Here is a 13,981-nt window from a genome sequence, read left to right as displayed (position 1 = left end):
GCGACCCCGGAGGGGAGCACCCACGTCGATACGTTCACGGGTACCACCTCCTGGTCTCTTGCACGGCCTCCGGAACGGTAGCAGTGGCTGCCGTGATTCCCCCAACGGGTTATTTTCGACAGATCAGCACTCACGGCCGGCATCATGCCGTTCGCACATCAAGGCATGTGGCACAGCCTCCTACGCCTTGACCGATGCGGCCGATCTGGCGGCCTGCTCGATTTTCGCGCAGTAGGCGGCGCGGGCTTCCTCATCGATCTGCGTCTCGTGTTCGGGCCGCATCCCGGTTCGGCCGTCGATGCCTTCGCGCAGGATGTCGGCGTGCCCGGCATGCCGGTTGGTCTCGCCGAGGACGTGGACCAGGATGGCGAACAGGTTCGTGTTGGAATGAGGCTCCGGCCACCACGGCACGTGGCCGGGGGCGTCGAGGGGAAGCTCGTTGATCGTCGCGTCCGAGTGTTCCCACGTGCGCCGGCAGGACTCGATGATCTGATCGCGGGTCTCGTCCCCAGCGGCCCACAGATCACTGCCGTCGTGGTCCTGCCACCGGGGCAGCGGTTCCGGGGACGGACGGTCGAAGACCTCGCCGAAGTACCTGGCCTCGACGCCGGCCACGTGTTTGACCAGGCCGAGGAGGTTGGTCCCGGTCGCCGTCAAAGGTCGGCGGACGTCGTATTCGGACAAGCCGTCGAGTTTCCAGAGCAGCGCCGTGCGGTCCCGCCGCAGTCTCCCGTGCAGGTTGTCCTTCGCGAATTCATCGATCATGCGGCATGAGCCTGCCATGGGCTACCCGTGGCCTCAAGATCCCGCACGTGGACCGCAGCGACCGGCAAAACCGAAGCCTGGCCATGGCCACTATCCAGTGGGAGCACCTGTCCCATGAACGGGGCTTCGGCTCGGGCATGACCTGTCGGCGCCGCTTGCGGGACCGGAACGAGGTCGGCGTCCGGCGACTGCCCCACGAGGTCCTGCTCGCCGCGCTCAACGCAGCCTCGCGCTGGGCCGGTCCGGCTGCGTGGTCGAGTCCTCCCACGTCAGAGCGCTCATGTGCCGTTGGGCAGGACCAAGCGGTGGTGGTTGAAGACGACTCGTTCGGAGTGCGGGTCGCCGTAGGCCAGGATCCCGTACGCGCCGTTGCCGGAGATGAAGGCGTCCTCTCACCGAGTGGCGGGACGGTCGTCGTGGATGCGGTGTCAGGTCACGGTTCTCCTTGGTACGAGCTGCTCCGGATGAGCCGGGCCCGGTGCCGGCCACTGGCAGCCCTCGGACTCACCGGACGAACCCGGACCGAAGAGGAGGCATGCGAAGGACTCTGGCTTCACCGCTCGGTGCAACCGACCCTCGGGCACCGCGGCGCGAACTGCAGCGCACGCGCACCGTGATGGGAGGGATGGTGCTCCGGGGCCCCGCTGCGGCCGCACCAGCCGTGACCCGATGCTCATACGTCGTCCATCGCTGTGCGATGCTGCCGAGCACAAGGGAGGGGTGTGGCGTGGGGCGGGAGCGTACGGTGGCCGGGCGACGGCTGCACAGCGCGATCGGCGCCGCACAGGCGGCGTTGGCCGTGCTGGTGGTGGGCGGGGTGGCTGTGGGGGCACTGCTGTTGCGACCCGATGCAGGCCTGTTTGCCAAGGGCCGCGGGCCGCTCGGGGACAACCCCGTCCTGGTGGTGGGCCTCGCCTTGCTGTCACTCCTGGGCGGCTTGGCGCTCCGCGAGAAGCACCGGGAACAGGTGGGCGCCGCCCGGGAGCTCAACCCCGTGGAACAGCGGCTGGTTGACAGCGTGAGCCGCATCCTGCTCGCCGCGTCGCTGGTCGTTCCGCTGCTGGTCCTGGTCCTGCACCAGTTCGGTTCGTCCGGCAGCAGCCAGGGGGGAAGCCGTGAATCGCTACCGCTTCCCAGCCCGCGACAAGCCACGGCACTCGCCCCGCCGCCCGCAGAGCATGCCGGTCATGCCGGCCACGGCATGCACTTCGGGCTGATGCGCATCCTGCTCGGTCTCGGCATCGCGCTGCTTGTCGTCGTGGTCATGATCGCCGGGCTGCGTCTGTGGAGGTATCTGACCCGGGCTCCGGCGCCCGAGGCATCGGCGACGTACACGGCTCTCGATGACGAACAGGAGAGCCTGGCCCAGGCCGTGGACTCCGGGCGCCGTGCCCTGCTGGACGAAGCCGACGCCCGCGCAGCCGTCATCGCCTGCTATGCCGCTCTGGAGAAGTCGCTCGCCGACTCCGGCGTAACTCGCCGCGCCTCGGACAGCCCGCAGGACCTGCTGGAGCGGGCCGTCGCCGGCGGCCTGTCCACCGGGGCGGCCGCCGCCGCGCTCACCGCCCTGTTCCGCGAGGCCCGTTACTCCACGCACCCGATGGACGGCAGCCACCGCGACCGGGCCGCGGCCGCGCTCGCCGAGATCGCCGACGGCCTGCGCTCGCGGACGTCTGAACCCGAAGCTGTGACGGGTACCTCGTGAAGGCGCCTGCCCGGATCCGGGCCGCCGTCAACTCCGGGCTCTCAAGGCCCGGTTCGGTACGGCACTCGCTGGCCGTGCTGTGCACCGCCGCGGTCGCGGCCGAAGTGCTGCTCGCCTTGGCGGACGGTGCCGCCGCGGCCGCCACCGGCCTCGCCCTGATCACCGCAGTCGCGCTGGTCCTCGGGCGCTATGCCGCGGGCGGCGCCGCCCAGGACAGTGGCTTTCGCAGGCCGGTGCGCCTGCTGGACAGCCGGGCTCCGGCGCTCGGCGGGTGGCGGCGCATCGTGGCCGAGACCCTCGCGGACAACGGTGAAGGGCACCTCGACACTGTCATGCGGCCACAGCTGCAGCGGCTGTTCGCCGCCCGGCTGGCCCAACGGCACGGCGTGGCGATGTACCGGAACGCGCCGCGGGCCCGGGCGCTGGTCGGAGCCGACCTGTGGCCGTGGATCGATCCCGAGGCGCCCGCTCCGCAGCCGGTTCTCCCCGAGCCCGTCCTGCACTCCCTGCTCGACCGCCTGGAAGCCCTGTGACCGGTGGCGCTGCGACCGCCCCTGCAGCCCGCGCATCCCGACCCCGCCCCGTGAGGAACCGACCGTGACCAGCCCGCGACCCACCCCGGACCACGACACCCTGACTCCCCGACAGGCGGGCGAAAGGGCCGCGGCCGTACTCGACGAGATCCGTACGGCCGTGATCGGCAAGACGGAACCGCTGGCTCTGGTGATGCTCGGCATCCTCGCCGGTGGCCACGTCCTGATCGAGGATCTGCCGGGACTCGGGAAGACACTGCTGGCCCGCTCCTTCGCCACCACCCTCGGCCTGGACTTCCGCCGCATCCAGTTCACCCCCGACCTGCTGCCCTCCGACGTCACCGGAGCGCCGTTCTACGACCAGCGGACCGCCGACATGGTCTTCCGGCCCGGACCGGTCTTCACCCATCTGCTCCTCGCTGACGAGATCAACCGCACCCCGCCCAAGACCCAGGCCGCGCTGCTGGAGGCGATGGCCGAGTCCCAGGTGTCCATCGACGGAAGCACCCGGTTGCTGCCGAAGCCCTTCGTGGTGGTCGCCACCGCCAACCCCATCGAGTACGAGGGCACGTACACGCTGCCCGAGGCCCAGCTCGACCGGTTCCTGCTGCGGGTGCGGATGGGCTATCTGGCGGCATCCGAGGAGACCGGTATGCTGCGCGCACGGGTCGATCGGGCGGCGCCCGAGGCCGTGTTGCGCGCGCTCAGCGGTCCGGGCGAAGTGCTGGCCATGCAGGCCGCCGTCGAACGCGTCCAGGTCGACGACGACCTGCTGGACTACGTCGTCGCACTGGTCCGCGCCACCCGGTCCCACCCGCACATCCAGGTCGGCGCCTCCCCGCGTGGCGGCCTGGCCCTGGTGCAGCTCGCCCGCGCCCGCGCCGTCCTGGACCTGCGGGACTACGTGACCCCGGAGGACGTCAAGTCCGTGGCGGTGCCGGCCCTCGCGCACCGCGTCACCCTCAAGCCGGAGCTGTGGGTCCGGCAGATCGACGGCGACGACGTGATCCGCGAGATCGTGCAATCCGTGCACGCCCCGCAGACCTTGCCGCGCACGCCGGTCGCGTCGTGACGGAGCCCATGCCGGACTCCAGAGCGACCGCAGCCGTTCAACGAGCCCTGGACGGCCGCCACGACGTGTCCGCCCAACCGCCGCCGCCTCCTCCGCCCGGTTGGCGTACGGGTGAACGCGCCCTGCGGCTGGGCACCTTGGCTGTCGTCGCGCTGGTCTCCGCGCTGATCACCGGCCGCCCCTGGGTACTTGCCCTCGCCGCAGCGCCCCTGGTGCGGCTCGCCCTCGCCCTGCCGAGCCGGCCGCGCCCGGCGGCGGTGACGGCCGAGGCCGAGGTGGAGCCGCGGCGGTGCTTCGAGGGCGAGCAGGTGACGGTGCGGATCACGGTGTCCTACGACGGTGCAACCGGCCGCCTGGACCCCGGCGTCGCCCTCGGTCACGGGGTCCGGCTCGACCACCTCGCGGTCGGCCCGCACCGTGTCGATCTCGTCCTGACCGCGCAGCGCTGGGGCCGCTGGACGCTCGGCACGGTCGACGTCGACGTCTACGACCGCGGCGGCCTGGCCCGGCGCACCGTCCGGGTCGAACTCGGTGAGATCGCCGTCTTCCCGCTGCCCGGACACGCGAGCCTCACACCCATCCCGGTCCGGCTGCCGCAACGCCTCGGTGAGCACACCGCCGTGCAGCGCGGCGAGGGCGTCGAGGTCACCGGCGTGCATCCGTATGTGCGCGGCGAGCGGCAGCGGCGGATCCACTGGCCGGCCACCACCCGGCGCGGCACCCTGCAGGTCCACCAGTTCGCCGCTGAGCGCACCGCCGACACCGTGGTGCTGCTGGACGTGCTGGCCGACGTGGTCGACCCGGTCACCGGCGCGTCCTCGCTCGACGAAACGTTCCGGGCCGCTGCCGGGCTGGTCCGCTCCTACCTGCGCACCCACGACCGGGTGGGCGTCGTGTCGGTCGGCGGTGTGACCCGCTGGCTGCAACCGGGCGGCGGCCAGGGGTACTTCTACCGCATCGTGGAGAGTGTGCTGGAGGTCCGCAAGGACCGCGCGTACCGCACGGAGGGACTCAGCCCGCTCCCGCCGCCCGCGTTGCCCGAAGGAGCGCTGGTGTACGTCCTCACGCCACTTGCCGATCAGCGGATTTTCGACATCCTGCACCAGGTGCGCGGACGGGCCAACCCGATGATCGTGGTCGAGATCCCCACCGGCGAGCCGGTCCTGGCACCCGGCGACACAGAAGGTGAACTCGCACTGCGGCTGTGGCGGGCTGACCGCGACGCCATGCGCTTCGCCTTGATGGAACGCGGCATCGCGGTCGTCGCCCACCGACCCGGTGAGACCCTCGACCTCGCCCTCGCGCCGCTGCTGCGCACCCGTATCCGCGGAGGGACCCGATGACCACCGCCCGCGGCCCGATCGCCCCGCAGGCCCCGAGCCCGGTCGGCAGCCGAGTCAGCCTGCTCATCGCACGTCTCACCTCCCGCATGACCGACCGCTTGCTCGGAACGGCCCTTGTCGTCGCCGCCTGCGACCCGCCGGCGGCCCTTCACGCACCACTGCTGGACAGGATGCTGGTGCTGGGAGCGGCGACGGCCGCATGGTGGGCCGCCCCGATGGTCGACGCCCGCCCCGTCCTGACCTCCATGCGCTGGCGGACCGTCATGGCCCGCCGCAGGACGACCGTGCTGCCGGCCGCGGCGATCGCGGTCGCCGCGGCCACCGGCCCCGCGCTCTGGCTGGTCGTCTGCATCACCGCCCTGCTGCTTGCCTACCTCCTTGTCACGGACGCCTGGACAGCCGGTGTCACCGCCCCGCCCGGCCGTCCGCGGGTGACACCCGCGCTGACGGCCGCCGCCGCGAGCGCGGTGGTACTGCTCGCGGCCCAGGCGCCGGTCGCAGGCACCTCATGGGCACGTCTGCCCGCCTCACTCGCCATCGCCGCGACCACGATGTGCCTGGTACTTGCGCTGCGCGCCCATCGCAGTCCGCCTGGCTGACCGCGGGGGCCGCGGCACAGGGCGGTCCGTCTGATCGGTCCATACGCCGCTGATGTGCGGCAGTGAAACCGCAGGGCCCGACCGATAGGATCCCGGCATGGCCCTGACCTTCGACGACACGGACCGGTTCGAGGCGGCCAGGCCGCGTCTCGAGGCCATCGCCTATCGCATGCTCGGCTCGGCGAGCGAGGCGGAGGACGCCGTGCAGGAGACCTACCTGCGATGGCAGGCCACCGATGCCGGGCGCATCGAGGTGCCCGAGGCATGGCTGACCAAGGTGCTCACCAACCTCTGCCTCAACCAGCTCACATCGGCCCGTGCGCGCCGCGAGACCTACGTCGGCCAGTGGCTGCCGGAACCGTTGCTCGAAGGGGACCCGATGCTGGGCCCGGCGGAGACGGCCGAGCAGCGTGAGTCGGTGTCGTACGCCGTGATGGTCCTCTTGGAGCGGCTGTCGCCGAACGAACGCGCGGTGTACGTCCTGCGAGAGGCATTCGCATACTCCCACCGGGAGATCGCCGCGATCCTGGACCTCAACGAGGCGGCCAGCCAGCAGATTTTCCATCGCGCGAAGAAGCATGTGGCGCAGGGCAGGGCGCGGGTCGAGATCGACGAGACGGCCGCGCGCCGGATCGTCGAGGAGTTTCTCGCCGCGGCGACCAGCGGTGAGACCCAACCGCTGATCGAGCTGCTCACTTCGGACGCCGTGGTGGTCGGCGACGGCGGTGGCAAGGTGCCGGCGCGGGCCAGTGCTGTCGCGGGCGCGCACGCGGTGGCGAAGTTCCTGCGCGGGTTGTTCAAGCCGGCCCCGGCCAAGCGGGAGCTGGCCGGTGGTTCGCCCGACCTCTACGCCACCACGGCCAACGGTGGCCCGGCGGTGGTCGCGGTGGTCGACGGGCGGGTCTTCGGCATCATGTGCCTGGAGCGGACGCATGAGGGGGTCGTCGCGATCCGCAGCCAGGTCAACCCGGACAAGCTGGAGCGGGCGACACAGCGCTGGGCGGCGGGCGACTTCGGTCCTCCGGTCCTGACCGAAGTCCTTTGATCTCCATGTGACGCAGGTCACTCCTGTCTCCTGTCAGGGATCGCCGGGCTGTCCGGTTCAAGGTGCGTGACCGGGCCAGAAGGCACCGGACCCGCGCAGACAGGAGCAGGAAGATGCAGCACCGGATCATCGTTCTCGGCGCCGGCTACTCCGGAGCGATCGCGGCGGGCCGACTCGCCAAGCGGCTGCGCCGTGAGGACGTCGCCATCACTCTCGTCAACGCCGAGACCGACTTCGTCGAGCGGGTCCGGATGCACCAGTTGGCCGTGGGACAGGAGCTCAAGCCGCGCCCGCTGGCTGACATGTTCGCGGACACGGGCGTCGAGCTGAGGATCGCCAAGGTCACGTCGATCGACGTGGACCGCAAGACGCTCGAGGTGCAGAGCGCCGAGGGCACGGCGGATCTGGCGTACGACACCCTCGTCTACGCCCTTGGCAGCAGCGGGAACGACCACGGCGTCCCGGGCGTCGCCGAGCACGCCCACCAGATCGCGAGCCGCCCCGGTGCGCTCCGGCTGCGCGAGCGTCTGGCAGAGCTCGCCGAGGGCGAGACAGTCCTCGTCGTGGGCGGGGGCCTGACCGGCCTGGAGTTCGTGACGGAGCTGGCCGAGGCACGCCCGGACCTCGGCGTCACCCTGGCCACCCGCGCTGAACTGGGCGACTGGCTCTCCCCGAAGGGCCGCGCGCACCTGCGCAAGGTCATCGACAGGCTCGGCATCACGGTATGCGAGAACGCGGCGGTGACCGATGTCGGTGCGGACCGGGTCACGACCGCGGACGGCCGGACCCTCCCGGCTGCCGTGACCGTCTGGACCACGGGCTTCGCCGTCCACCCGCTGGCCGCGGCCACCAGCCTGGAACTCGCGGACACCGGCCGGGTCGTGGTCGACGCGACGATGCGCTCGCTCTCGCATCCGGACGTGTACGCGATCGGCGACGCCGGCCACGCCTTGGGCGCCGGTGGCAAGTCACTGCGCATGTCCTGCGCTTCGGGCACCCCCATGGCCTGGCAGGCTGCCGACTCCATCGCCGCCCGCCTGACCGACGGGAAGCTGCCGAACACCCCGCTGCGCTACTTCAACCAGTGCATCTCCCTCGGCCGCGAGGACGGCCTGATCCAGTTCGTCACCGCCGACGACCGGGCCGTCGATCGCACCCTGACAGGCCGTTTCGCGGCTCGCTACAAGGAGTTGGTCTGCAAGGGTGCGGCCTGGGGCGTCGCCAACCCGACACTGGGCGTTCCGGTGCGACGGCGGCGAGCGGTGGCCGGGCGCGCGGTGCCGAAGGGAACGGCACGGATGGCGGCGTGATGCACGCGGCGCCTTGCGTGCGGTCCCGGTGTTTCCGGTCAGCGACCCAGTTGGGTTGCCCTGAACAGGAAACGAGGATGAAGGGGCGCCGCCGAGCAAGTACTCGCCGGAGTCGGGTGAGGAAGCCACCCGGATCGCGGTGAGGTCGAGCCAGACGATCTCCGAAGGGCGGGCCGTAAATGAGGAGGCGGTCGGTTTCTCTCGTCCGTGTGTCCGGGCGGGGCGACGGCCGCAACCTGGCCGGGAGAGACGTCAGTGGGCGACGACCTCGTGCGTAAGCGCCGTCATCCGGGGGGCCTTGGGGCGCACTGCAGTTGACAGGGGGTGCAGCACATGTGGTCGATGCGCAGTTGTGGGCGAGTACCGGGACGTGCAGGGGAAACTCGCCCACACCAGCGTTTGTCTACCGCGGTGTCTCTCTTGTCATCTGCGCCAGAACAGGTGGTGTGACACACCACTCGGGCTGGGCACGACCTCCAATTGGAACCGGTCCAGCAAATCTTCGGGCGAGTCCCACAGACGTAGCCCGGAGCCGAGCTTCACCGGTGAGACGACCACATGCAGGGTGTCGACGAGGTCGGCGTCCAAGAACTCCCGGATGCTGGTCACGCCGCCGCCCAGCCGGACGTCCTTGCCCTGCGCGGCCTCCCGCGCCTGCGCGAGAACGGTGGCTGGGTCGTCGTCCACGAAATGGAACGTGGTGTCGGAGAGCGTGAACGACGGACGTCTGTGGTGGGTCAGGACGAAGACCGGCGTGTGGAAGGGCGGCTCGTCACCCCACCAGCCGCGCCACTCGTGGTCGCGCCACTCACCGCGCTGAGGCCCGAACTTGTTGCGGCCCATGATCTCGGCACCGATGTTGTGGCTGAAGTCCCGGGCGAAGTAGTCGTCGAGGCCACGGCTTCCTCCGGGCGCGGTGCGGTTGGGCCAGCTCGCCGTGGCGCCGGCCCAGGCGAAGAGCTTTCCCGGATCGATGTCGTGGCCGAAAGGCTCTTCCAGGCTCTGGTCCTCACCAGCGGCGATGCCGTCGCTCGAGATGGTGAAGTTCTGCACTCGCAGCAGCTGATCCACGTGCTCCCTCATCATGTCCTGTCGCCTCCTCGTGTGGGCGATGCGTTCTACATCAGGATGTCGAACGGGACCTGGCTGGATCGACAACGCCGCTCGAGTTCTTTCCAGGCGTGCGCCGCGTGATCGTGACTTCCTCCGTTCGGCGGCATCCATGTGGCCGCCGAGACAGTCACCTGCCCGCCGGAGCGGGATCGGGGGCCAGGAGTCATCCGTGGTCCCGGGGGACCGGCCGGTCCGTTGAGTGCTGGGCCGGTCCCTTGGCGCTCGACCACCGCACGCCAAGTGGGAAGCCCCACCGGTCAGTTCACGCGTACGGTCGGTGCACCCGTCCTGGTCGGCCTCACATCGAGAACTCGCGTATCACCGTGTTGCGGAACACCGCGCTGCCTCCGATCGTGAACAGTGCGAGCCGGGTGTCCAGCAGGTAGGGGAAAACCTGGCTGGTGTGCACGTAGTGGCCGTCGTCGACGAACATCTCCACCGAGGTGCGGTCCACCAGGATGCGCAGCTTCACTGTGCCGGCGGACGGATCGAACGGGGTGTGGCTCTCCTGCCACTTGCCGGAGGTGTCGGCATTCACCGTGTTGCGTCGGTTGAGGAAGGCGTAGTTGTTGTAGATCCCGGCGTCGATGTGCCGGCCGCCGTCCGGGGAGCGCCTCAATTGAAGGCCGGCGCCGGTGAGTTGGGACCAGGTGATCTCGGTCGTCACCTCGTAGGAGATGCCGGTGTAGTCGAGCACCGTCGTGCCGTTCACGGTCACGTCGCCCAGGTTCACGGTGCGAGTGACATGCGAGTCGAGGCCGGCGACGGGCTGGGAGGCGAGGTAGTAGGTGCCGTCGGACGCCTTCTTCAGGGTGACCTGGCGGACGATGGAGTCGGTGCCGTTGAAGCCGTCGCAGTCGATGGTGGGAGTGGTGTTGGCGTAGTCCCAGGCGTTCACCCAGCCGATCGCGTACCGGGCGGTCGCGTCCACGACGCCGCTCGCGTTCCGCTTCTCGAACGTGACGGCGGCGTACCAGTCCCAGCCGTGGTCGAGCCACTGCGGGTCACTCGTGTCAGCGGTGAACGTGCTGCCGTCGAAGGAACCCGTCCAGTAGGCGTACGTGGCGGGCAGTCCCGAGCCCTTGCCGTTGGCGCTCGCGCCGAGCACCCACTTGACGGTGCCGTCGCCTGCGGTGATGCGGAACAGGTCGGGGCACTCCAGGACGCCGATGCCGTCGTGGATGAAACCGCCCACGTACGTCCAGGACTTGAGGTTGTCGGAGTGGTAGAAGCCGATCTTGTCGTTCTCGGCCAGGGCCATCACCCAGCGGTTCCGGTCCTCGTCGCGGATCACCTTGGGGTCGCGGAAGTCGGCGACGCCCGGGTTGGGCAGGACGGGGGCGGTCCCGTAGTTGCGGAAGGTGAGTCCGCCGTCGGTCGAGTAATACAGGAACTGCTCCTGCTGATTGGTGCCGCCGCCGGGGGACATGGTGACGATGACGACGACCGCGCCCGCGCCGAAGCCGGCCGTGTTGCCGGTGTCGACCACCGCGGAGCCCGACCAGAGGTCGCCGTTGGGCGTGGTGTCCTTGGGGACGGCGACCCCGCGGTCGGTGAAGGAGACCAGGTCCTTGGTGCTGGCCAGGCGCCACGCGGTGCCGACGACGCCGGTGAAGTAGTCGGCGTTGTAGAGGTAGTAGTAGCGGTACTCGCCGTCGACCCAGACGGGCCGCTGCGGATCGTTCTTCCACTGGTCGGGGACCGTGAAGTGGTATGCGGCGCGATAACTCGCGCCGCTCGCCGCGGCGTTGGCCTTCACCTCGTTGTTGGTCGGGACCTTGGGCTTCGAGGCAGCCGTGGCCGTCTGGGTGGGCAGCAGCGCGGCGGCGCCCACCGCCGATCCCGCGAACAGTGATCTCCTGGAAATCCCCGATGTTTTCGGCATGGTGCATCGTTCCTCTCGTGGCGGCCCCTGAGGGCCCGTGGCGGCTCGTCACACACGCGAGTGCGGCTCACAACGCGGAGGGCGTGATAAAGAAAGCGGCTCGTGTGAACGAGGACTGTAGACCTAACTCGTTAAAGGTCAAGCGTTCCCGGCTCTTGACAGGCGCATGGCCCGGTTCCCATCATCTGGGGCATCAACCCTGAACTAACACGAGTTAGGGACGCTCGATGACCGACTCGAACCTCCCCCGCCGCACGCTGCTGCGGTACGGCGCGTACGGGGCGGGCGCAGCTGCCCTGGCCGGTACCGCCGCGAGCTGGGACCGGCTCACCGGAGCCGACATCCCCGGCCGCGACGACGGCTCCCTCGTCGTCGCCACCCTCGGCTCCGCCTACGACCCGGCCACCCTCGACGCCCTCACCGAGGGCTTCCACCGCATCCACCCCGACATCCCGCTGCGGGTGAACGCGGTGCAGGCCGTCGACTGGTCGGACTTCTTCGCCAAGATCCTCACCCAGATCGCCGCGGGCACCGCACCGGACCTGGTCTATGTGGCCACCGAGGGCGTGCAGTTGTTCGCCCAGAAGCTCGGAGTGCCACTCGACCGCTGGGTGCGCCGGGACGCGGCGGAACTGCGCGAGTACTTCGCCGACGTCCACCCCTCGCTGGTCGAGTCGATGATGTACGAGGGGAGCCTCTACCAACTTCCCATGGAGTTCAACGCCGCCGACATGTACCTCAACAGGCAGGTGCTGAAGCGGACGGGCGCGGACTTCCCGCCCGCCGACTGGAGCCGCGACGACTTCACCGCGCTGCTGCGGGAGATGAAGCGGGCAGGCGGCACGCACTTCACGCCGTACTTCTGGACCAACCGCCTGTGGGGCGGCATGGTCCCCTGGCTCTTCGCGAACGGCACCAATCTCCTCAAGGAGTCCAAGGCGCCCGGTGGTTCGTGGCTCTGGGACAGCTTCTACCCGGCCGCCGACCGGCAGGGCCGCGGCGGCGGCTTCCGCTGGACGACCCCGCAGGCCACCACCGCCCGGGTCGAGGAGTCGTACGACTATCTCGCCTCCCTCGTGCAGGAAGACCTGTGTTCACGGCCCGAAGGCGGCAGCGGCACCAACCTGGTCGGCGTGTTCTCCACCGGCCGCGTCGGCGTCACCCCGGCCGGCGGCTTCTGGGCGGGCGGGCTGCATCTGGCGGGCATGCGGGCGGACGACTACGACGTGCAGTACTTCCCGCGTTGGCGCACCCAGCGCCACCAGTTCGGCGCGGCGGGCTACGCGCTGCTGCGCACCTCCAAGAAGCAGGAGGCCGCCTGGGAGTTCATCAAGTACACCGCCCACAAGGACACGATGACCCGGCTGTTCCAGGGCAACCAGACGACCCCCGCCCGCCGTTCGATGCTGACCGACGCCCGCTACGCCGAGAGCGGCCCGGCGCACTGGCAGGTCTTCTACGACACCCTCGACCGGTTTCCCGACACCGGCCCGATCCCGGCACCGCCGCAGGTCGCCGAGGTGACCGACGTCCTGCTCAAGTACACCGGCACCGCGCTGGCCTCACCCCGCGCGGTGGGTCCCGCGCTGCGGCGGATGCAGGGCGACCTGGAGAAGGCCATGGAGCGTGAGGTATGACGAACACCCAAGTACAGGAAGTGAGTTCACGGCCGGTCCCGCCACCCGCCGTCACCGCCGCGCGGCCCTCCGTCCGCGACCGTGGCACCCGGCTGCTGGCCGCGCTGTTCCTGGCGCCCACGGTCGTCGGGATCGTCGTCTTCACGGTCGTACCGATCATCGGGTCGGTCGTGCTGAGCCTGTTCCACTGGAACGTGATCGACCCGCCCCGCTTCGCCGGTGGCGCCAACTACCGCACCACGTTCACGGATTCGACCGTCCTGGTCTCCTTCCGCAACACGCTCGTCTTCATGGTCCTCGCGGTCGCGCTGCAACTCCTGATCGCGCTGACGCTGGCGCTCGTGGTGAACGGGTGGATGCCGGTGTGGCTGCGGTCGGTGTTCCGCTCGGCGTTCTTCTTCCCGCTGGTGCTGTCCGCCGCGTCCATCTCGGTGGTGATGAAGTACTTGTTCAACCAGGACTTCGGGGTGGTGAACTGGCTGATCGGCCTGGTCGGCATCGCGCCCGTGCCCTGGCTGACCTCGGAGCACGCGGCGATGGCCACGGTGGTCCTGGTCTACGTCTGGCAGCAGTTCGGCTTCTCGTTCCTGCTGTTCGTCGGCGGTCTGAACAACATCCCCAAGGAGATCCACGAGGCCGCCGCCCTCGACGGCGCGACCGGCCTGCGCAAGCACCTCGGCATCACCCTGCCGCTGCTGTCACCGACCCTGCTCGTCGCATCGGTCGTCGGCATCATCAACGCCCTCCAGGTCTTCGAGCAGCCGTACGTCCTCACCGACGGCGGACCCGGCGACGCCACCCGCACGGTGGTGATGGTGATCTACGAACGAGCCTTCGAGCAGCTCGACTTCGGTGAGGCGTCCGCAGTGGGCGTGCTGCTCTTCGTCCTGATCATGGCGGTCACCGCCCTGCAGTTCCGGCTCAGCCGGCGTTTCGTCCACTACCAGTGAGCCGGTGATCCGTATGAGCGCCAC

General features: G+C 69.9%; 12 protein-coding genes. 9 read left to right on the top strand and 3 right to left on the bottom strand.

What is annotated here, in order from left to right:
• Positions 1-180 precede the first annotated feature (180 nt).
• Positions 181-765, bottom strand: a complete 585-nt coding sequence (locus ACFYRX_RS33360) for a DinB family protein (RefSeq protein ID WP_389107859.1) — start codon at positions 763-765, stop codon at positions 181-183.
• A gap of 727 nt (positions 766-1,492) precedes the next feature.
• Here ACFYRX_RS33360 and ACFYRX_RS33355 point away from each other — a divergent pair.
• The 7 genes from ACFYRX_RS33355 (at position 1,493) to ACFYRX_RS33325 (ending at position 8,372) form a co-directional block, all read left to right on the top strand.
• Positions 1,493-2,470: a DUF4129 domain-containing protein gene (locus ACFYRX_RS33355; protein WP_389107857.1), complete on the top strand. Its 978-nt coding sequence runs from the start codon at positions 1,493-1,495 to the stop codon at positions 2,468-2,470.
• Entirely contained in the window at positions 2,467-3,003 is a 537-nt protein-coding gene (locus tag ACFYRX_RS33350) for a hypothetical protein (protein WP_389107854.1), read from the top strand. Before ACFYRX_RS33355 ends, ACFYRX_RS33350 begins: the two co-directional genes overlap by 4 nt.
• Before the next feature lie 64 nt (positions 3,004-3,067).
• A complete protein-coding gene (locus ACFYRX_RS33345; protein ID WP_389107852.1) occupies positions 3,068-4,075 on the top strand; it encodes an AAA family ATPase in 1,008 nt (335 codons plus the stop codon).
• Positions 4,076-4,083: 8 nt separating this feature from the next.
• Positions 4,084-5,418 carry a DUF58 domain-containing protein gene (locus ACFYRX_RS33340; protein ID WP_389107850.1) on the top strand — a complete coding sequence of 445 codons (1,335 nt, stop codon included), beginning with the start codon at positions 4,084-4,086 and terminating at the stop codon, positions 5,416-5,418.
• Positions 5,415-6,017, top strand: coding sequence for a hypothetical protein (locus tag ACFYRX_RS33335; protein ID WP_389107848.1), 603 nt, complete (start codon positions 5,415-5,417; stop codon positions 6,015-6,017). Before ACFYRX_RS33340 ends, ACFYRX_RS33335 begins: the two co-directional genes overlap by 4 nt.
• A 97-nt stretch (positions 6,018-6,114) precedes the next feature.
• The gene (locus tag ACFYRX_RS33330; RefSeq protein ID WP_389107845.1) at positions 6,115-7,062 is read left to right on the top strand and encodes an RNA polymerase sigma-70 factor; all 948 of its coding nucleotides are present in this window, start codon (positions 6,115-6,117) and stop codon (positions 7,060-7,062) included.
• 113 nt (positions 7,063-7,175) lie between these two features.
• The gene (locus ACFYRX_RS33325) at positions 7,176-8,372 is read left to right on the top strand and encodes an NAD(P)/FAD-dependent oxidoreductase (protein ID WP_389107842.1); all 1,197 of its coding nucleotides are present in this window, start codon (positions 7,176-7,178) and stop codon (positions 8,370-8,372) included.
• Positions 8,373-8,795: 423 nt separating this feature from the next.
• Here the strand turns inward: ACFYRX_RS33325 and ACFYRX_RS33320 are convergent, their stop codons facing one another.
• Together ACFYRX_RS33320 and ACFYRX_RS33315 are read right to left on the bottom strand one after the other, a co-directional pair.
• The gene (locus tag ACFYRX_RS33320) at positions 8,796-9,443 is read right to left on the bottom strand and encodes a dihydrofolate reductase family protein (protein WP_389108128.1); all 648 of its coding nucleotides are present in this window, start codon (positions 9,441-9,443) and stop codon (positions 8,796-8,798) included.
• Positions 9,444-9,783: 340 nt separating this feature from the next.
• Positions 9,784-11,370: a glycoside hydrolase family 32 protein gene (locus tag ACFYRX_RS33315; protein WP_389107839.1), complete on the bottom strand. Its 1,587-nt coding sequence runs from the start codon at positions 11,368-11,370 to the stop codon at positions 9,784-9,786.
• 227 nt (positions 11,371-11,597) lie between these two features.
• On the opposite strand from ACFYRX_RS33315, the gene ACFYRX_RS33310 reads away from it, so the two are divergent.
• Together ACFYRX_RS33310 and ACFYRX_RS33305 are read left to right on the top strand one after the other, a co-directional pair.
• Positions 11,598-13,007, top strand: a complete 1,410-nt coding sequence (locus tag ACFYRX_RS33310) for an extracellular solute-binding protein (protein WP_389107836.1) — start codon at positions 11,598-11,600, stop codon at positions 13,005-13,007.
• Entirely contained in the window at positions 13,004-13,957 is a 954-nt protein-coding gene (locus ACFYRX_RS33305; protein ID WP_389107833.1) for a carbohydrate ABC transporter permease, read from the top strand. Before ACFYRX_RS33310 ends, ACFYRX_RS33305 begins: the two co-directional genes overlap by 4 nt.
• Positions 13,958-13,981: the final 24 nt, after the last annotated feature.

The organism is Streptomyces sp. NPDC005374 (assembly GCF_042872225.1).
In the GTDB taxonomy this organism is placed as follows: domain Bacteria; phylum Actinomycetota; class Actinomycetes; order Streptomycetales; family Streptomycetaceae; genus Streptomyces.
This window is presented reverse-complemented; position numbering and strand designations above follow the sequence as displayed.